General features: G+C 56.1%; 5 protein-coding genes. 3 read left to right on the top strand and 2 right to left on the bottom strand.

Annotation, left to right across the window (positions count from 1 at the left end; genetic code table 11):
* Positions 1-22: 22 nt before the first annotated feature.
* Both Poly59_RS01390 and hpnE read left to right on the top strand, forming a co-directional pair.
* Positions 23-1,018: a phytoene/squalene synthase family protein gene (locus Poly59_RS01390; RefSeq protein ID WP_146532293.1), complete on the top strand. Its 996-nt coding sequence runs from the start codon at positions 23-25 to the stop codon at positions 1,016-1,018.
* Positions 1,015-2,445 carry a hydroxysqualene dehydroxylase HpnE gene (gene hpnE, locus Poly59_RS01395; protein WP_146532294.1) on the top strand — a complete coding sequence of 477 codons (1,431 nt, stop codon included), beginning with the start codon at positions 1,015-1,017 and terminating at the stop codon, positions 2,443-2,445. Before Poly59_RS01390 ends, hpnE begins: the two co-directional genes overlap by 4 nt.
* Before the next feature lie 129 nt (positions 2,446-2,574).
* On the opposite strand, the gene Poly59_RS01400 is transcribed toward hpnE, so the two are convergent.
* Together Poly59_RS01400 and Poly59_RS01405 are read right to left on the bottom strand one after the other, a co-directional pair.
* On the bottom strand, positions 2,575-4,179 hold the full coding sequence (locus Poly59_RS01400; RefSeq protein WP_146533177.1) for a glycine--tRNA ligase: 1,605 nt from the start codon (positions 4,177-4,179) through the stop codon (positions 2,575-2,577).
* Between the two features lie 198 nt (positions 4,180-4,377).
* The gene (locus Poly59_RS01405; protein ID WP_246151293.1) at positions 4,378-5,103 is read right to left on the bottom strand and encodes a tetratricopeptide repeat protein; all 726 of its coding nucleotides are present in this window, start codon (positions 5,101-5,103) and stop codon (positions 4,378-4,380) included.
* A gap of 745 nt (positions 5,104-5,848) precedes the next feature.
* Between Poly59_RS01405 and Poly59_RS01410 the strand changes: the two genes are divergently transcribed.
* On the top strand, positions 5,849-21,964 hold the full coding sequence (locus Poly59_RS01410; protein WP_146532295.1) for a GEVED domain-containing protein: 16,116 nt from the start codon (positions 5,849-5,851) through the stop codon (positions 21,962-21,964).
* Positions 21,965-22,107: the final 143 nt, after the last annotated feature.

A 22,107-nucleotide genomic window follows, 5' to 3' on the forward strand; every position in this document is an offset into this window, starting at 1 on the left:
GGGCGGCTATGCTGCTAAGGAAATGAACCGCCCCCCATCTGTCGCCGCTAGCTACCGCCACGTCCGACGCATCTCGCGGCGCAGCGGCAGCAATTTCTATCGCTCGTTTTGGTTGCTACCTAGGCCCAAACGCCGGGCGATGTGTGCTCTTTACGCATTTGCGAGAATCACGGACGACTTAGGCGACTGCGACGCGGCGGCGGTGACTCGGTCGATTTGGCTTGATTGGTGGCGACGAGCGACCGAGGCAAACATGTCGGAGGGCATGCCAATCGATCAAGTGATTCTGCCGGTCGAAGTCTTACCAACAATTTCAAGCAAGCGTTTGCCGGTCAATCTGCAACGATCGGCCAACCAGGTTTTCCCGGCGCTGCGAGATGCGTCAATGCGGTATCGAATTCCGTCGCGGTACTTGCTAGAGATCATCGATGGCGTAACCGCTGATCAACAGAAAACTCGCTTCGACACCTATGAACAACTCGAACACTATTGCTATCTGGTTGCATCATCGGTTGGCTTGGCGTGCCTCCATATCTGGGAGTACGAGGATCCATTGCCGACCGCCGCCGCGATCGATTGCGGCTTGGCGTTTCAATTAACAAATATCTTGCGAGACATTTCCGAAGACGCCCAACGCGGCCGAATCTATCTGCCTCGTCAGCACTATGAACAACACGGGCTTAGCGAGGATGACTTGCTAATGCCGCGGCCCGATGATCGGCTAAGGTGCCTGGTCGATGACGAAGTTCGTCGAGCAGAACGCCTGTTTGAATCAGGCTGGGAAGTTTGGGATTCATTGCACCCGGACGGTCGACCGATGTTCAGCATGATGTGGCGGCGATATCGCAAACTGCTTGCCAAGATCGCAGCGGCGCCCGGATCAGTACTGCAGCGCCGCGTTGGTTTGTCCAATCGCGAAAAATTCGATTTGGTTTCGCGGCACTTCATCAAACCAATGTTTCGTCGCCTGCCTTCGCCTCCGAGCGAACTTCTTAGCAACGACGAGACGCGGCGTTGACGGCCAGCACACCGAAAAAACGTGTCGTGATCATCGGCGGCGGACTGGCTGGCTTGTCGGCTGCCGATGCGATCACGACCGCTGCGCCGGATCGCTTCGACATCACGGTTATCGAATCGAAACGAACCACGGGTGGTCGCGCCGGTTCGTTTACCGACGACGTCACTGGCGAAACAGTCGACTACTGCCAACACGTCGCGATGGGATGCTGCACCAATTTATTGCTATTGATGCATCGCCACGGCCTTGCGGGCCATTGGCAACGGTATGATCGACTTCGATTTCTGCATCCGAAATACTTGCCAAGCCCGTTCAAGCCCTCGCGTTGGTTGCCGCCGCCCTTTCATTTAATGCCGGCGTTTAACTCGCTGCGTTATCTTTCATCCGCCCAGAAGCGGCAGATCGCCGGTGGCCTTTGGCGACTGATGCGGACGATAGAAGCGACACTGGTCGATCAAAAAGCCTCGACGTGGCTGCGTAAAAACAAACAAGACGACCAAACGATCACTCGGTTTTGGGACGTTGTCTTGGTTAGCGCGTTGGGCGAAACCACCGACCGAGTTTCAATGGCGGCTGCTCGCAAAGTACTCTTCGACGGCTTCGTGGCTGCTCGCGGCGCGAGCGACATTTGGATTCCCAAGCTTCCGTTATCCGATCTTATCGGCAACAAACTGGTCAATTCAATTGCAAGACATGGCGCGAGTGTGATCCAGCAGTGCGCGATCTCGCAGGTCGACGCCGGCGAAGATCACCAGGCGATCGTGTTGGCAACCGATGGACGCCGCTTCGCCGCCACTCACGTCATTTCGGCTGTTCCATGGTTTCGGATCGAGTCACTTTTCGCCGGTTCATCAGTGATCCGTTCACTGCCGTCGATCGGCCAGTGGACTCAATTTCCAACCTCGCCCATCACCGGCATTCACCTTTGGTTTGACCGTCCGATCATGGACGTGCCTCACGCCGTGATGGTGGGAACGACGGCACAATGGATTTTCCGCGAACCACACGCCGCAAATCATCCTAGCCCATCCGGACGACATTACTATCAAGTCGTCGTCAGTGCTTCTCATCAAACACGGCAACTTCCGCAGAGCGAACTGATCCGCACCGTGCAAAGTGAACTTGCCCATCAGTTTCCGGCCGCTCGCGAAGCCAAGCTGTTAGCCAACCGAGTCGTGACCGATCCTCGATCCGTGTTCTCCGTCACGCCGGATGTCGAGCGACGGCGTCCGCTCGCTCGCACTGCCCTGCCCTGGTTGCATTTGGCCGGCGATTGGATTCAAACGGGTTGGCCGGCAACCATGGAGGGCGCCGTCATCAGCGGCCGAATGGCAGCGGCAAGTGTGCTGGACCGCTGCGGCATAACCGAATGTCCGATCGATCCTGGAATCGACCGGGGTTGGTTAACCAGACGGCTGATCCGTTAGCGCATTTCGAAAAATGATTTGGGAAGTAGAGCCGGTTCCCAACGGCCAGCTTGGGATCGGCCCGTAGGAACCGGCTCTGCGGCTAACCCTAAATTTAAGCACTCATCAACGGCATTCAACCGTCGACAATCAAACGTTGATTCGGCGAGTCAGCACTTCGGTCAAATCGTCGATCTTCACTCGCGATTGTTCAAGCGTATCGCGATCACGAATCGTGACCGTCTGATCGGTCATTGTTTGAGTATCAACAGTGATACAGAACGGCGTTCCGGCTTCATCTTGACGACGATACCTGCGTCCGACGGCACCCTTTTCGTCATAGAACACGTTGAACTGTTTTTTAAGCGTGCCGTAAATCGCTTGAGCAACTTCGGGCATGCCGTCTTTCTTGACCAAGGGGAAAATGGCCGCTTTGATCGGTGCCAAACGCGGGTGCAGTTTCATGACCACGCGAGTCTGCATGTTGCCGTTTTCGTCGGGCGCTTCGTCTTCGGTATAGGCTTCACACAGGAACGCCAGCACGCCGCGGTCTGCACCGGCCGAGGGTTCGATAACATGAGGAACGTACTTCTCGTTCGTCGCTTCATCGCGATAGGAAAGGTCCTTGCCGCTGCCGCGATACTTTGGCTTGCCGTTTTCACCAAGCTCGACCGTCATCGGTTCGGTCTTCGGATCCAACTTGCCTTCCATATGGCTGCGCAAATCAAAGTCGCCGCGGTGTGCGATTCCTTCCAACTCGCCGTATTCGCCTTCGGGCAAGAACGGGAACGCGTACTCGATGTCTGCGGTACCGACGCTGTAATGAGCCAGTTCGTCCTTGTGATGCTCGCGCATGATCAGTGACTCGTCCGACAAGCCGAGCGACTTGTACCAAGCCAGTCGGCGGTCACGCCAATACCCGTACCAGGCGTGCGATTGATCCGGTGGGCAGAAGAATTCGATTTCCATCTGCTCGAATTCTCGCGATCGGAACGTGAAGTTCCTGGGCGTGATCTCGTTACGGAAACTCTTACCGATCTGGCCGATACCGAACGGCAACGAGACTCGGCTACTGTCCAAAACGTTTTTAAAGTTGACGAAGATGCCTTGAGCCGTTTCGGGTCGCAAAAACGTGTAGTCGTCTTCGCCACCGAGCGCACCCACGGTCGTCTTGAACATCAAGTTATACTCGCGCGGCTCGGTCAACGTGTCGAGCGTTTTCGCATCCGGTGCAAGCACTTGTGTCGTGTCGTCCAGCTTGTCGATGGTGATCGAAAGATCCTCGACGCTCAGCTTTTCAGCATCCTTGCTTCGCAGCTTGAAGTACTTCATGCCGCGGCGGCGAACTTCGTCGAATTCCTGTTCTTGTTCGGCCATCGTGGCGACAAAGATCTTTTTGTCTTGATACTCGACCCAACGACCGCGAATTTGGTCAAACCGATATCGCTTTTTGGATTCTCGGCAATCGACCATATGATCATGGAAGAGGTCAAAGTGGCCGCTGCACTTCCAGACTTGCGGGTGCATGATGATCGTGCAATCAAGCCCGACCATTTCAAACGTGCCAGGGGCATCGTTGGGAGCGACCAATTCGTTGTGGCCGGCAATCATATCCTGCCACCACGCCTCTTTGACGTTCCGTTTCAGCTCGACGCCCAGCGGTCCGTAGTCCCAAAAACCCTGGATCCCGCCATAAATTTCGCTGGACTGAAACAAGAAGCCACGTCGCTTGCACAGCGACACAATTTTTTCCATCGATTTCATGGCAGAAACATGATTGGGGTGGGGAGGCGAAAACGCAGAATGTAGGCGTTTCAAAGAGATTGGGCGACCGGAGGGCCAAGGCGGGCTGCCGCTGGCATCCCGCACGAGGACGATCCGCGGTGGGGCAGATCCTCTTTCCAACGAGAACTGAGTCTACGTCAGGGCGGTTTCTGGCCTAGCGTAGGACGACTAGTACTGGCGAACCATTCCGCTGTTGAAGTTCGGCTGGGTTGCAATCTGGGATTGCCCGTTGGCGTAAGAAGTCTCGGCATTCGCGCTGATTTGCCGAGCCAACACGGCCACTCGCTCGGCTGCCATCGGCTGCAAGCCGTTGAGGGCGAGACTGCGTTGGTAGTTCTGGACGGCTTGGTTCAAATCCCCGGATTGCTCGCGTAACCGGCCCAAAGCCAACCAGGCCCTCGCATTATTTGGATTTTTTTGGACCGCATCTTCCAGGTATTTTAGTGCCGTACCTGGATCGCTGACCTCTTCATACAAGCGGGCAAGCTCGATTCGGGGTTCGGCGAAGTCAGGATTTTGCGCGGCCCAGTTTTTCATCAGAGCAAAAGCGCGGTCGGGTCGGCCCGTGTCGGTCAGCAAAACAGCCAGACCACGGTGACATTCGACGTGGTTGGGGTCGTGGTCGAGACATTGGTTGTACAGGGCTTCGGCCTGGGCGAGCTGCTGGGAATCACTGCGTTGGTTGCCCAGTCGGTGATTGGTTGCTGCCAGGTTGTAGTAGCCGTCAGCATTGTTCGGGTCGGTAGTGATTACCTTTTGAAACTGCTGCAAGGCTGCCGAATATTGACCTTGCTCGTAGAGCCGTGCGCCGGTGGAGTTTTGTCCACTCGCCGCCCACTGGCACCCCCCCAACAAGAGTATCGCCGACGACAAAAGCAGTGAAACAGCGCTCAACGACTTGCAACGACACAAATTTCGCCGTGCTGGCGCCCTGCGGTTCGGATTACCGCTGTTTGGGGCGCAGTGGTGATGCGAACGATGGCGGTTGCGATAGATGAGGGCCATTTGATGAGTACTTCCGCGGACACGAGTGGCATTGGACCGCAGCCAGAGGAAGCCCTACGGCTCGGTCCCAGTCGATCGGACACTAGCAACCGCAAACCAAACCACGCAATACCGGAACTTTTGGCACACGATGTACGTCCAACCGATCTCATCCTGATACGGCGCTGATCCGCCTGTGGACTGGCACATTTGGCGAATCCAAATGGGCGGGGCACGCCCGGAAAACGCCAACAATCGCTACAAACTGACCTAAACCCCGTCCCCCAGCTGATTTCCGTTGCCAATAGCTAGCGCTCGACTACACTCTGGTCCTGGTTCTCGCTCGGCCTTCGGCCCCCTCGTCCCCGATGTGATCAACGCCGTTTTTACCTACGATTCCGGATTCTCGACCGCCGTCTCGGTGGCCGCGGGTCTGATTTTTGTGACCCGATCGAGTCAAAATCGCTGACTTTATCGCGCTACCCTGACACCAATCGTTCGATCCAACCGGATCGCGACGAGCCCATATTTTCACCTTTCGAACCGTCTCTTTCGAACCGCTAATGGATCAGCGATTCGGTAGCGACCGATCGATCGGAAACAAGACAATTACTCTGCCAACTTCGTTTGGCACCTGACATACGAGGCTTTGTTGATGACTCTTCGTGATTCGCTTCTTCGCAACGGTACCCGCATGAGCGCTTCGGAAAATGGCAGCATCCCGACTGCCCACACGTCAAAGAAGTCCACGGATCGTCTGCGACAGAAACGTCGCCGCAAAGACCGACGTCTGCTGACCGAAACATTGGAAGCTCGCCAACTATTGGCCGGTCCCGACTTGATCGGTATCCAGCCCAACGAAGGCGCGCTGCTGAAAGACGGCACCGAGCTGAACGTTTCACCACGCGAGTTGGTGTTCCGCTTTGATGACAACGCGGACATCGACCCCAGCACTCTGTCAGCGATCCGCATCACTCGCGCTGGCGAAGACGGCGTGTTCGAATCGGCCACGGCAACGTCCGATTTAGGAACCAGCGGTCAAGTCTTGCTTGAATTCCGCGCGGTCCAGTCGGGTAGCCTTGGCAACGGCGTTCAGGTCGTCTTCACGTCCAGCTCGCGTACCGGATCGAGTTTGCCGATCATCACCGTGGCTGACCAAGTCGTCACCGTGAATGTCAACAGCAACCCAGGCCAGCCAACACGTGTTCAAGATCTGATCAGCAGCTTGAACTCGAACTCGGCAGCTTCACAACTGGTCGAAGCCATTCAGGTCAGCGGCCCATCCCAAGGTGACATTGGAACGAAGGTTCCAACCGGTTTGACGTTGACCTTGGTCGGCGCCAATTCGGCCGAAGCCGTTACTGATTTTGGAACCAATGGCAACATTCGTGTTCGCGTTGTTTCACAGTTGCCCGGCGTAGATGGACGCGGCACGATTGTCGAAATCGAGCGACGCGACTTTGGTGGCCAAGCTAATCCAGTTGTGGTTGTGACCGGTTCGACCATTCGCGTGCAGCTAAACAGCAACGCAGCTTTCCCATCGACAGCCGCTGATTTCATCAACGCGATCAACACCAATCCCGACGCATCCGCGTTGATTTTGGCTGTACTGCAAGAGGGCAACATCAACACAACGATCGGCGCTGGTACAACGTCGATTCCTTCGTTAACGCTAAGTGGCGTGACCGATGTGGTGGTCGAACCGGGCTTCGTTGGCCTTGGCGATTCATCACGCGAAGTCGTGTTCCGTTTCGCGGAACCATTGCCGAACGACTTGTATCAGATCGACATCCTGGGTGGCGGCGCGTTCGCGCTTCGCAACGTCGATGGTGAACTATTCCAAGATGGCGTTGATCTGTCGCGACGGTTCCAAATCAACCTGGGCCCGAAGGTCGTCGCTGTGGTTCCCGAACCCATTCGTCGCGACCCGATCACCGGTGCGCTCAGCCCCGACATCGGCAAGATCGAAGTCCACTTCAACGACGACGACTTGGACAAGAACTTAGCCGAAACGGCTGGCTTCTATCAGTTGGTCTTCACGCGCGATACGGCCACCAACCAAGACGACGTGATCGTTCCGTTGACGAACAAACCGGTCTACAACAACATCACCAACATCGTAACTCTTAACTATGGCCGACCTCTGTCACGTTTGCCTGATCCAGCGAACGCAGGTCAGTTCTTGACCGGTGCGGTTCGACTGCGAGTTGGGACGAGCGAAGGGCTAGCCGCGGCACCGACAGTCATCCCATTGGTTCCCGGTGCCGATCAAGCTGGCGATACATTCAACAGCGCCTACAACCTCGATTCGCAGTGGACGATCAGTGCGACCACGACGTCGGCTACTCGGCTAAGCGGCGAGATTTTCAATACCGACTCGTACGACTTGACTTTGCCGGGCCCCAACTTGCCAGGCACCCGTGAAATCCGTCCGGACGACCCTTCGCGTTTGGCGCGAACGGTGCCATTGGACTACCTGCGAAACGGCGCCGACTCGGTCAACGGCATCTCGGTCATTCAATACGACTTTGCACCTTCGTGGCAGGGTGACGATCCAACGACGCCCGGTTTCGACGAAGATAAAACTTACTTCAACATCATCAGCGAGCAACAAAAGCAACGTGTTCGCGAAGTCATGTCGCTGTACAGCGAATACTTAGGTATCAGCTTCGTCGAAGTCGAAGGTGGTCTGACCAGCCAAGCGGCGATTTCGATTGCCGTGGGCGACTTGTACGGCACGGTCACCGACATCAACAACTCTGGCACCGTCAGCAGCCAAGGCGATATTGCAGTCGATACGCGAGATCGTAACGGCGACGGAATCGACGACCTTGGCGTGATGGACTTCCAAGATTTTGACGAATCGATCGATGATCAATTCGGCGGCGAGTTCTTCCGCGGGTCGATGTTCATCGTCGGCCAGTTGCTCGGCTACGGCTACGCGGACGACCTCCCACAACCTGTCACGCAGAGTACAAGCTTCATCTTCACACCTGGGACCGATAACGAGCCGGCCTTCCCAAGCGTTGCTGACATTGTCAACGGACAATACCTGTATCGTCCCGACAGCACCGACATCGACTTGTACAAGTTCACGGTGGCAAGCCGAGGCACGATTTCGATCGAATCGATCGCTGAACGTTTGGCCGATCCCAGCTTGCTGGACACAACACTGCGTCTGTACAAACTCGGATCCGAAGGCACCTACGTCGAGATCGCCCAGAACGACGATTACTTCAGCAATGACTCGGCAATCGACATCGAAAACTTGTCGGCCGGTTCATACATGATTGGCGTCAGTGCGCGTGGCAACAACAACTACGATCCGTCGATTGAAGGATCGGGTTATGGCGGATTGAGCGAAGGCAACTACGAGCTTTCCATCAAGTTCCAACCTGCGGCCACCAGCGGCATCCGCGATGCGGGCAACGGCACTACGTCCCAAGCACTCGATGGCGACGGCGACAACAAAGCCGGCGGCGTCTTTGATTTCTGGTTCGTTCCGAGCGACAGCAACAACACGCTTTACGTTGACAAAGCAGCATCAGCGACCGCAGGAACCATCGGCACTGTTGGCAACCCGTATCGCGAAATCGACCAAGCCATCGCCGCAGCCCAACCTGGCGATACGATTCGAGTCGTCGGCAACGGCGGTACCGACGGTCTTGTCCAAACGACGTTGGACAACTTCAGCTATCAAGTTGGTTTTGGAAGCAACGGCTTGCCACTAGCCGACGGATCGTCGCTAAACGTTCCCAAGGACGTTCACTTGGTTATCGAATCAGGCGCGATCATCAAACTCTCCGGGGCAAGACTCGGTGTCGGCAGCGTGTCGCCATTGATTGACGTCAGCAATTCGTCGTTGCAAGTTTTGGGAACTCCGTCGATCATCGGCACGAACGGCTTGCCGGCGCGGGATGCGACTAACCAACTGATTCCCGGCAGCGTGTATTTTACTAGCTTGAATGATCGCACTATCGGGATGGGGAACGCAACGGTCACTTCGCGTGCCGCCCAACCTGGCGACTGGGGTGGTATCGATTTCCGCGGCGACCTTGATTCAGCTGATGAATCACGTCGCAATCGCGAAGACGAAGGTGTGTTCCTGAATCACATTCAATACGCCGACATGCGATTTGGCGGTGGAGCCGTTTCGGTCGGTGGTCAACTGGTTGCGATCTCGCCAATCGACATGGCGGAAACCCGTCCCACGATCATCAATTCGCGAATCGCAAATAGCGCCGATGCGGCGATTGCGGCAACCCCAGATACGTTTACCGAAACGCGATTTACTGAACCTAGCTTTCAAGCGGGCGGCGCTTTCACACCTGACTTCACACGCGTGGGTCCGGACATCCACGGCAACGTGGTCATCGACAACAGCATCAACGGCTTGTTCATCCGCGTGGTGACTCGCACGGGCGATGTGGTCGAAAAAGTCACCACAACGGCACGATTCGACGACACTGATATTCCTCACGTGTTGACCGAAAACTTGGTCATCCAGGGCACACCCGGCGGCCCCATTTTGCAGTCGTCGGCCCCATCGGCTTTGCTGGTTCGCTCACAACCTGCGGTGACCGGTAACGTTCCCGCGGGTACGTACACCTATCGCATCACCAATGTGAATGCGCAAGGTCTCGAATCAGCAGCAAGCCAGAACACTGCTCCGGTGACACTAACAAGTCAGGGCAGTGTTCGATTGACGCAGTTGCCGACCACCAGCGCCGGGACGAGTTTTGTTTCGCGCCGTTTGTACCGTGCAACGATTGATCCGACCACTGGCTTGCCAGGCGAGTTCCGATTGGTCTCGCAGCTCAACGCCAGCAACACATTCTTTACCGACTCTGCAGCGACTGGATCGACACTGCTGTCGACCGCGACGCAGGTCTTGCGAAGCCGATTAGACGCCAGCTTGGTGATCGATCCCGGTACGGTTTTGAAGATCGATGGCGCTCGAATCGAAGCCCGCTTCGGTGGCAACCTGACTGCCGAAGGCACGCCAAGTTTGCCAGTCGTGTTTACGTCGCTTGAAGATCAACGCTACGGTGGCGGTGGAACGTTCGACACCAACGATCGCGGCGACTCGGGTGAACTGAACCCTGGCGATTGGGGTGGGATTTACATCGGTGCTGCATCGGCGGCCAACATCGACCAAGCGGTGATCGCCGGTGCCGGCGGATCGACACGAGTCGAAGGTGGGTTTGCTTCGTTCAACGCAATCGAAGTTCAACAGGGACGTCTGCGTCTAGCCAACACGCGTCTGGAACAAAACGCCGACGGTCGTGGCGATCTCAATGGTGAGCGAGTTGGGCGTGGTGACAATGGTTCGGCCACGGTCTTCGTTCGCGCGGCAACCCCGGTCATCGTGGACAACCTGTTCATTGACAACGAAGCCAGTGCACTGTCCTTCGATGTCAATTCACTGTCCGGTACAGAAGTGAATGACCCTGGACGTGCGTCTGGTTTGGTCGACAAGTCCAACGTCATTGGAAACTCGGGTCCGTTGGTGCAAGGCAACGTGCTTAGCAACAACGCGATCAACGGCATGCAGATTCGCGGCGGCGAACTGGCGACCGCAGGGGTTTGGGACGACATCGACATCGTTCATGTGGTGACCGAATCGATCGAGATTCCTAACCAATACATTTTCGGCGGCTTGCGACTTCAGAGCGATACTCGCGGATCTTTGGTGGTCAAGTTCCAAAGCGATGCAGGTGAAAACGCCGGCATTGTGGTAGGTGGCTCGCTCGCAACCGCGTCCCAAGAATTTGTTGACATCGCCGACCGAATCGGCGGCTCGTTGCAAGTTGTCGGTCATCCTGATTTCCCTGTCATTTTGACCACGCTGGCTGACGATACCGCGGGCGCTGGGTTCACTTTGTCGGGCTTGCCGCAAATGGACACCAACAACGACGGTATCACCGGCGACGATCTTGCCAGCCAATCCGGCGACGGATTCGCTCGCTTTCCGTTTGGTGCGGAAGTCGATCGAAATATCACGATCGACAACGATGTCGACGTCAACACCGTCGGCTACTTCGAGGCCACGCCACAAGCAGGTCACCTTACGACCGCTGCCGGCGTGACCGTGACGGACGAATTGACCGGACAAATCCTTAGCAACCAAGACTACTTCTTTGACTTCGCTACCTACGTCATCGTTGGAACGACCGTCACGCGTCTATCGGCGACGACAATCACCCAGCAACCGACGTTGATCGGCGATGACTTGGTTGAAAGTCGCGGAACGTTTACCGGTGCAAATGGCGAAGTCACCTGGATCGCCCAAACTGAATTCCGAGACGGCATCGCCGTGATGTTCTCGTCTCTGGAACTCGTGGCTGATGATGACACCGCACTTGGCGACGTTCGCGTCGTCAACTTCTTGCACCCTGATGTCGGCGTACCGGGCCGCGAAAACGTGTACGCCATTGGTACACCGGGTGAGAGCGACTTCCGTGCGGTGACCTATCAGATCAACCAGCGATTTGGATTCGGCCACGGTGGTTACTTCGAAGACGATGGCACCAACCAAGTCAACGCAAGCTATGTGGGTTGGGGTGCCGACATTTTTGCCAACCTGGAAACCCAAATTCAAGCCAACACCCAGGGATTCACGCCTGCGGGAACAATCAACCTGACCAACTTGCCATCAATTGTTGATGCGCGACTCGGACAGGTATTCGGGACTGGCGACGTCAACACGGCATTTGCTTGGGACGTCAATCCGACCGGTTCTTCGTCGAAGATCACATCATTCGTTGAACTGCTTCCCGACGAGTCCTCGATCAGCAACGGTTCGAGTGTTGTCGAGTCCGGACTTTGGAACGGCGTCGTCATCCGCGAAGCCGCGTCGGACCGAAACGTCGCGGCCATCCCAGAACAAGAGCCGGTACGTTCGGCGTTCATTGATTCGAACTCGATTCCAAGCCAGTCTCAATTTTTGGGTGAAATCGCGCCGAACGAACAATCCGGCGACGAAAACCGACGCCTCGGCTTTGTCGTCGAAGGTGCCATTTCGCAGCGCAATGACTTGGACGTCTACTCTTTCATCGGCCAAAGCGGAACCGAAGTTTGGTTGGACATTGACCAAACCGGATCGCAACTGGACTCGGTTGTCGAACTGATTGATGCCAATGGACGCGTACTAGCTTCGTCAAACGACTCGTTGCTTGCCGAAACGAATGACGCAGCCTTGTTCACTGCTTCCGGCGTCAATCCAGATGCCGCGCGTCCGTTGTCCGTCGTGACCGAACGCTTGGCCGTACAACAGATCACGATCTCGGGTGACATCCAGAACGCCACGGGCGGAAACCTAGAGTTGTCGATTCCGAGCGACCCATCCGTGGTCGAGTTGTCGACCACTCAGTTCTTACAAGACCCAGCCGGATCAATTCGCGGGGCGCTTGAAAACGCTTACGGTGTCGAACTTGGCGCGATTGCCGCAACGCTGCTGCGACGGTCGGGCAGCCAAGACTACGTCATCCAACTGCGTTTCGATTCAAACTTCTTTATCGGCCGCACGGTTCCTCACGTCACAGTCACGGGATCAACGATCACTGGCGCGACGGTGACCGCAACGAACACCAATGTGTTGTTGGATTCGCAACTGCAAGACGCCTACAGCACCAACGCCAAAGATGCCGGCATGCGAATCGTGCTGCCGGGCGAAGCAGGCACACGAAATCTCTATCACGTTCGCGTTCGCAGCAGCAACACGACCAACCCGTTGGATTTCGCAACGCTCAACGATACATCACGAATCCATTCAGGTCTGTCCGCAGGTGCGTATCAATTGCAGATCCGACTGCAAGAAACCGACGAGCACGCAGGCACTCAGATGCGTCTTGCCGACGTGCGTTACGCCGTCAACGGACTGCAGATCATAGGTCAACCGCTGCACTCGCCGTTGTTGGGTGAAGACTACGAAATCGATGGCGACAACGATTCGCTGGCCAACGCACAAGCACTCGGCTACTACAGCAACTCAAACGGAGGCGCCTCAGGTCCGCTGCAAAGTGACCAATTGGCCAAATCGTTTGCGGGATCGTTGTCATCGGCGACTGACGTCGACTGGTACCGATTCGATATCAACTACGAAAACTTGACTCGTGGTCCCAACGATCCTCCGTTGTACTTCTCGACGGTGTTCGACCTGGACTATGCCGACGGCTTCGCTCGCGCCGACATGGCGTTGTATGTCTTTAACGAAGCTGGACAATTGATCTATGTCGGCGGCGACAGCAACATCGCTGACGACTTGCCTGGACTGCCATCGAGCAACAACACGAACGACTTGTCGCGCGGTAGTGCCGGACAGCAAGACCCGTACATCGGTGCGGCCGAGATGGCTGAGGGCATCTATTATGTTGCCGTTTCCAACCAAAGCAGCGTTCCGTTGCCGTTGGATCAGTTCTTCAATCCGGGCAGCGCTAACCCGCTGTTGCGACTCGAACCGATCGACTCGGTTACTCGCATCGCCGAAGACCGCATTGATTCGTTTGGCGGCGGAACGGCGACGGATCCGATCACGCCGATTCTCTTTGACGACTCGTCAATTGTTCCGTATTCGTTGGACGACGTCGTACTATACGTCAACACGGGCGGCGACTTGCGAGTGGTCAATCCATTCACCGGCCAAAGCTACGGCAGTGTCGGTAACTTCGGCACCCAACTGACCGAAGTTGCGTTCCGCAGCAACGGTGAACTGTTTGCTTATTCGGCAACCAACAACAACGACTTCTTTTACCACCGCATCGATACCGGTACGGCAGCAGTCAGTGCTCCACTTAGCACAGACGCGGCCATCGATTTATACCGAGCAACTGCGGTGATTGACGCAGCGACTGGCGTGATCACATTCACGGCCGGAGTTGTTGACGAGGCCCTAGTGGTACAAGCGATTTCGATCGCGGCGACCAATGGCTTCAACACCCCAACCACCGAACGAGGCTTCCTGGTCGGCGAACGTCAAAACATCGATTTGATTTCAACCAATGCCGGTGCAAGGTACAGCGACAACATTCTGTACTCGTTCGATCCAGACGACGGCCGGGCCGATGGAACTCGTTTCATCTTCACCAACCGATTGACCGGAGCCGGATCGAACCCGTTCGAAATTGGTCAGATCAACACCGATCGCTTCGACGATCCGAACTTCCCAACCGGCACCACGGTTCAAGAGTTCTACAATGTGCTCGGCTTCAAACTACCCGACCAAACGGGTGTGAACCCTGGACTGGCTGACGGCGACACATTCACGATCCAGAACTTCGAAACACCAACCGCTCAGTCGGTCACGTTCGAATTCAACAGTGGCCCGACGCTAGTTGCCGGTGATTTTGACCCAGCTACCGAATTGGTCGACGGCCAGTTCATCAACATTGACGGCCGAATCTTTGAAATCAACACCGGCCAACGAATCAGTTTGGCGCCTGCGGTTGCGGCTGGATCCACGATCCGAGTCGAAGGGCAAAACGGCGAAGCAGCGACGTTCCAGTTCATTACGACCGGCCGAACAACCGGGAACAACATCGGCATCCAATTGCGTGATGCAGCTGGTCAGTTCAAGACCGCTGATGTGCTAGCGATTGAACTTGCGACGCAGATCAACTTGGCGGTGGGACGCGTTGGCGCAACCGCCGTCGGTACTGAAGTCGTGTTCGGCGGCATCGTCCAACCGACGTTTTCAACGACCGGTTCGGGCTTGTCGATTTTGGGCAACACCGGCTTGAACAACTCGGCCGCCACGGCGGTCAATGTCTTGGCAACCGCAACGCCAAACGTCTTGATCTCTCGATTGGCCGAAGTGATTCGGCTGGCTGGCATCGAAGTATCAGCATCCAACGATCGACTATCGCTGCCTGGTTCGACCAGTGTGACGGTTAGTCCGGTTGCGTTGGGCCAGACCTTGCCACCTCTGCAGGTCTTAGGCGAAACTGGCGTGACGACCGGCAATTTCGAGATCCCTTTCCGCCAAGGCGAATCGGCCGAAGTGATAGCGGCTCGAATTCGATCGGTGATCAATTCCGCCTCGGCGATCTTGACCAACGTCGAAGCGGTGGAACCCAGCGGACCATCCGAGACAGTCCAAATCACCGGTGGCCAATTCCTGGGGCCAAACGGCGACCCAGCAAGTACCGCCAACAATGTGACGGCATCCGGATCGTTGGTCCGAAGTGGTGTTCGCCTGGGTGGTACCGTCACGGGTGTCGAAGTGGTCTCGGGCGACAACATGTACGCCGTCACTAACTTGGGCGAACTGTACGTCATCACGAACTCGGAATTGCGCGCGATCGGAAATCGCGGTATCGGCCAACTGGTCGACACGGCAACCGACTTGATCGGCATCAACTTCACCGCATTGCGAAGTGGACCGATCAGCTACAACGACGGCGAACTACGTGAAACGCTGTTCGGCATCACCGGCAACGGCGACATTTATGCGTTCAACACTGCCGGCGAACTGCAACCTGTTTTCGCGAACGGCCAGTCAATGATCAGCACCGGCATTTCTGGTGCATTGGGACTCGACTTCAGCACGTTGGGCTACAACTTGTGGCACACAACGACCACGCGTTCCGCCGACGCCGGACACGGCATCGACGCCCTCGACAACGGAACTCGCGGTGCGACGGGTGGCGGCTCCAGCTTGGCGTTCAATCTGCAAGGCAACTTCAATGGCAATTACCCGAATGCGGTCGAATTGCCTAACGCGACCGCACGCCAAGACGGAACGCCCGTCGATGACACTTACAACTTGCCGGGCGGTGCCAAAGGTGTTATCCAAAGCAAGTCCTTTAGCCTCGACGGATATTCACCCGACGACGAACCGACTCTGTACTTCAACTACTTCTTGAACACAGACGGCGTCGACAGCGCGACCGGCGATCGCGACGCACTTCGTGTCTACGTCGTTTCGGCTGATGGTTCACAGCACCTGGTAGCAAGCAACAATACCGCTCGCTTGATCGGCGACGAGAACGACGAGTTTGACGACCCAGCACAAACGGGTCAGTACAACGACACAATCGACGTCGAGACTCAGCAACTGTTCGACAACACCGGCACTTGGCGTCAAGCTCGGGTCCCACTAAGCAGCTTTGCGGGACAAAAAGAGATCAGTCTGCGAATTGAATTCTCAACTGGTGGTCAATCGGGCACGGGAACGTTGGCACTGCGGACCAAGTCGGGCGAAGATTTGTTCCACAACCAGAGCTTTGTGATCAGCGGCGAGACCTTCTCGATCGACTTATCAACAGCCGTAGGCGTTCCTTCGGGTGTCCAATTGGCGACGCTGTACAACGATCCCGCCGCACGATCGACCTTGACGATCGAAGGCCAAGTCTATGTGCTCAACGACGGAAGTCGTGTGATCAATGCTGGTGAGATTTCGGTCCCCTTGTTCGCCAACTCTCTGCCCGGCTCGACGCTGACTGGATTGTCGGCCGCACAGATTGCTGAAGTGCTTGGCCAGACCGTTCAATTGTCACCACCACCACCGGCAGCGCCGATTTCCGGATTGCGATTTACCGACCCAGACGACTTCGTGCCGGCAACCACAGCCGCGGACAACGATACGATCGTCAACGCGTTTGCGCTTCCATACGTCGGAGGCTCGGCGACATTTGTGGGCACCGGACAACTGGGTTACGACGCCAACGTCGGAGCCTATACAAATCTGGCTAGCTTGCCTGATGCAGTTCCGCTGAATCTCGCCGACGTTGACTTGGTGCAACTCGATGTGGCCGCTGGCACAACAATCGACGTATCGATTGGGAACGCGGGCGACTTTAACATGCAAACGCGTGTTCGATTCTTCGAAAGTGATGGAACTCCGCTGTTGACGGGGGTTGTCCCCAACACCGGAACCTTTGTCTCGGACATTGACCGCACCGTGTTCATCGGCATTAGCGGATTGACCAACCAGGACTACGATCCAGCGACGGGTGACAACCAAGTCAATGGTTCTTCACCGGGAACATACGAAGCCACGATTGCGGTTTCTGTGCCGAACAATGTTCGCATTCAGTCGAGCGGAAACTTGGTTGAATTTGGCGGACTCGACAATGTCGTCGCAGAACCAGCCAGTCTGTTCACGGTCAGTGGCGACACTCAAGTGCTGGGCATTCCCGTTGTCCTGAGTCGGTTCATGTCGGCATCGGAAGTTGCCGCAGTCGTCCAACAAGTGGTTGCCGATCGATTCGCCGGCGGTGCCATCAATTCCTTGCCAACCAACGGTAGCTCGATTTTGCTACCGCTGTTGTCGATCGATGACCCAGGTCCGTTCGCCGAAGACAGTGGACGCTCGGGCGATGCCTATGGCGCTGGTCCCGTGGGCGGATCTCGCGACAACGCGTTCGAAGGTGTTTACCTAGACGATTTCATCATCGGCTTTGCCGAACGCGGTGAAATCGCGACCAATTCGAACGTCGTCGACACGGCATTTGTGACGGATGCTTCGCCGCAATTCCCACTACCGAACGATCCGGTCAGCAATCTGGTAACAGGTTCGTACCAAGTCGAAATTCGAAGCGGTAGCGAGTACGTGGTCTCATCGACTTCGTCCCAGTTCCGAACCTTCGACACTAACGAACGCCTGACCAACTCGCGCATGATCACGGCATTGCCAGCGGATCAAATCCGCGATGGCAGCAGCTTTAGTTTGAACGATGGTCGGTCAACGATCGAATTCGAATTCAATTTGATCGAAGCTTCCAACGGCGTAACGCCAGGCCGCGTTCAAATCCCATACACGATGCTTGCCGTCGAACCCGGCAGCGAGCAAATCAACTCGATCACGGGAGTACCGATTGCTGGCTCGGGAACGCTGCGTCCCCAAACAGCCGCCGAGATTGCCAAACTGATCGTTGACGCAATCAATCGATCTGACGTCCAGTCCTTGATCGACGTAACGGCTTTGGTTGCAACAGGCACCAACAATTCGCTAACGACGGTAACGAACAGCGCGGTGATCAACCTGTTTGGCGACGTGATCATCAACGATGCCGGCGGTGCACTTGGTGCGGTGGACCTTGGCGTTCTTCGTGGTGACAACAACCGCGATCGCAACGGGCAAGGCATCATTCTGATCGAGAACAGCCGGTTCCTTTACAATGAAGAACACGGCATCGCAATCTCGCACGGATTGACAGCCAACGTGGCTGGTCAAGACACGCCGTCCATCGTTCGTTACCCCCGAAACTTGGTGGAACTCAACACCGAGAACTTGGCACCGGGCGTGATCATCCAGAGCAACGTGATTGCGTTCAACGGAACATCCGGGCTGCAAATTGACGGTGTCGGATTGGGTGTCAACGATACCGCAGGTGACCCAGTCGCGTTTGATCGCATCGTGAACAATACGATTATCGGTGGTTCGATTGTCGCCGGTCGTCAATCACCACCACAGACATTCAGTGGAACATTGTTCCCACAGGGTGCGATCTCGTTCGCCGATTCGGTGGTCAGCTATCTGCCCAATGCGGGCGGTAGCCAACCGACGTCTGTCTTCCAAGATTCGGCGCAAGCACTTGGAAGTCCCGACGGCAACGGACGCGGTCCGGAACCAATCGACGGAACCACCACGGTGTCGCTCGGTCTTGGTGGCTCGTTGACGTTGCAGTTCGACGACAATTTGCTAACCGGAAGCGGCGACTCCCAACCTGACTTGATCGTCTACGAAACCGGTGCGATCGAATCGGTAAAAGTCGAAATCAGTCGCGATGGCATCAAATTTGAAAACGTCGGAACGCTCGGCGGACTGACAAACTTGGTCGACATCGATGCCTACGGTTTTGGCACGCAAGATCGATTTGCGTTTGTTCGATTGACGGACCTACGTCAAGGTGGAAATAGCGGTGCCTCGCTCGGTGCCGACATTGACGCGGTCGGCGCAATCAGTTCGGTCCCTGTCGAGTCCTATACGGCCGGTGGAACTGGAATCGAGTTGGTCGGCAACGCTGCCCCCGTTCTGTTGAACAACGTGATTGCGAATACAGAAGACGGCGTCATTGTTGATCCGATCAACACAATGCCGATCTTAGGTGGCAATACCTTCTATCGAAACACGAACAATGTTCCCACCGGTGTATCGGTTGGGCAGTTCGCGCAAGAATTGTCGGATGCCGAAGTGATCTTCGTTGGTGCCGCAGATCTGGTCTTTGCACCTGCCGCCGGCGCCGGCATCATCGATAGCTCGATCGATTCGCTCGAAGACCGACCAAGCCTAACGACGGTGAAGAACCCACTTGGCTTACCACCGTCGCCAATTTTGGCGCCAAGATTGGACGTCAACGGTCAGTTGCGAATCGATGATCCGAATGTCGAAACACCAAGCGGTCTTGGTGAACGAGTCTTCAAGGATCGAGGTGCTTCGGATCGTGGCGACTTGGTTGGACCACGAGTTGTGTTGCTATCACCACTGGCACCTAACTTGGGGCTATCGGCAGGTGCGGTTAGCGTTCCAGCCGGCTCAGTGCCTCGCTACTTTGAAATCCAACTGATCGACGGAATCGCGCCGGCCGACGTGACCCCCGGCACAGGCATCGACGATCGCAGCGTTTCCAACCAGTCGGTGCTGTTGCTTAAAGACAACGTTGCTTTGATCGAAGGCATCGACTACCGATTCGGCTACAACCCGTCAACCAATGTGATCCGCTTGACGCCGATTGCAGGCGTATGGGAACCCGATTCGACGTACGTGATTCGCATGATCGACTCGAGCGATGCGATCGTTGCGGCGTCTGCCGGTGCCAGCTACATCGACGGTGGAGTTCTGAGCATTCGTGATCTCAATGGCACGACGACGAATTTCGAATATGAAACCGGCATCACTTTGACCGTGCCGGACGGAACGATTGAAGCGAACCGTGGCGATGGCATCCAGATTGCTGTCTTTGATGGCGTCAACACCATCACGTTCGAACTCGATAACGACCAACTGTTTGATTCGCTGAACTTCCAAGTTCCAATTCCGCTTGCCGGCAACGATGCCTTGATCGCGCAAGCGATCGCAAACGCGGTCAACGCGTCCAGCTTGAACTTGACCGCCAATGTCAGCGGAACCAAGGTGCAATTCCTAGGCACTAATCCGCTGACCACGGTGGTCGAAGAATCAGCATCGATTCCAATCACCGGCCAAATCGGAACGGCCGTTGGATTTGGTTTGCAAATCCCAGCCGACGGTGCCGCGGTGGCCGACACCATCGAAGACGGACAGACCTTCATCGTTCGTCGGGGTTCAGCGACTGCGGTCACCTTCGAATTGGACAACAACGGTGCTCTGGATACACCGGGTGCCATCGCAGTTTCGTACCCAGTCGGTGCGTCGCTGGATCAAATTGCTGATGCCATCGTTCGATCGGTTGGCGGTGCTGGACTCGGACTGAGCCCATCGAACGCTGGTTCGGGGCGAGTCTTCCTGGGTGGCGATGCAAATTACTCGCTGGATTTAATCGGATCGACATTCACTCAACTGGGATTGCCCGGCCAAGTCGCAACACTGCCAATCATCATTCCGATTGATCAGTCAGCCAGCGAATTGTCGATCGTGATTGCCGATGCGATCAACGCAGCGGGTCTGTTCGGCGTCACCACGTCGATTGTTGACTCACGAGTCTTCGTCGAAGGTACTTCGTCGACCAGCGGCGTCGGCGTGGTCGACACGCTGACGATCCGCGATGAAGTTGGCAACTTGCTGCAAAGCAATCAAGCCAACGGACGAACCGAGCTGACAATTTTCGTCGGCGGTGGATTCGATTATGGCGATGCTCCGACACCGTATTCGTCGCTTTCGGTTGATGGTGGACCACGTCACGGCATCGATACAACGCTGACGCTCGGACAGACGGTTTCGGCCGACTCGGACGCCAAGCTTCCCAACGCCGATGATGACGATGGTGTCTCGATCGGTGCGGTCAGAGGTGGATTCACCTCCAACGTTACCGTCTCGATCAACAGCTCCAATGCAGCCCGTAGTCAGTTCTTCTTGGATGCTTGGTTCGACTGGAACGACAACGGTGTGTTTGAACTATCCGAAGTCCAACGATTCGGATCAGTCGGAACGGGTCGATCGGTCATTGCCAATGGCATCAACAACTTGTTAATCAACGTCCCTGCAAGTGCGGTGGTTGGCGAGATTTACGCTCGCTTCCGTCTGAGCGAACAGGACAACCTGGGCTCGACCGGCGATGCAGCGACGGGTGAGGTCGAAGACTACTCGATCACGGTTTCGAACAATCCGTTCCAGAACCCAGCCGGTCGCTTCGATGTTAACGCTAGCGGTATCGTGACACCACTCGATGCACTGCAGATCATCAATGCGATCGACCGCAACGGTAAGCAAAACATCCGTTTGGATTCGTTGCCGTTGCCGACCAATTTGCCGCAGTACCCCGACGTTAATGGCGACGGATCGGTAACCGCGCTTGATGCGTTGCAGGTCATCAACCAATTAGCACGTCTGCCCGACACGACGGGCGGATCCGGCGAACTGGTCGGTGAAGGTGAACTGACTGGTTTTGTCCAAGTCGCCAGCGGTGTCATGGCGTCCGGTGCAACACGTCTCGGCGACGATGCGATTGCCCAGGCGGAAGCCAATGCCGCAGTGTCGACCGTGGAAGCTCCGGTTGCGAAGACCAGTGTGTTTGACAGTGCAGCAGTCGTCGACCTCGATTCGATCGTTGACTCACTCGCCGAAGACAACGTTGCCGCTCGTGATGAGGCCAGTGAAATGAGTGCACTCGACCAACTGTTCGCTGGGTTCTAGGACGAAGCGAGAAGGCCAGGACATGTTCTGGTCAATCCAACGCGAGCCAAACCAGAACTTGGCTCACAAAGAACGTGAACGCATGTGCGCTCACGTTTTTTTGTAGCCCGACGATGATAGAAGATCGAGCGAGACGCCCAATC

This window comes from Rubripirellula reticaptiva (assembly GCF_007860175.1).
Lineage (GTDB): Bacteria > Planctomycetota > Planctomycetia > Pirellulales > Pirellulaceae > Rubripirellula > Rubripirellula reticaptiva.

Excerpts from the sequence above, each read along its gene's own strand:
- Poly59_RS01410 (WP_146532295.1), top strand. The coding sequence starts at position 5,849 with ATGACTCTTCGTGATTCGCTTCTTCGCAACGGTACCCGCATGAGCGCT.
- Poly59_RS01390 (WP_146532293.1), top strand. The coding sequence starts at position 23 with ATGAACCGCCCCCCATCTGTCGCCGCTAGCTACCGCCACGTCCGACGC.
- Poly59_RS01400 (WP_146533177.1), bottom strand. The coding sequence starts at position 4,179 with ATGGAAAAAATTGTGTCGCTGTGCAAGCGACGTGGCTTCTTGTTTCAG.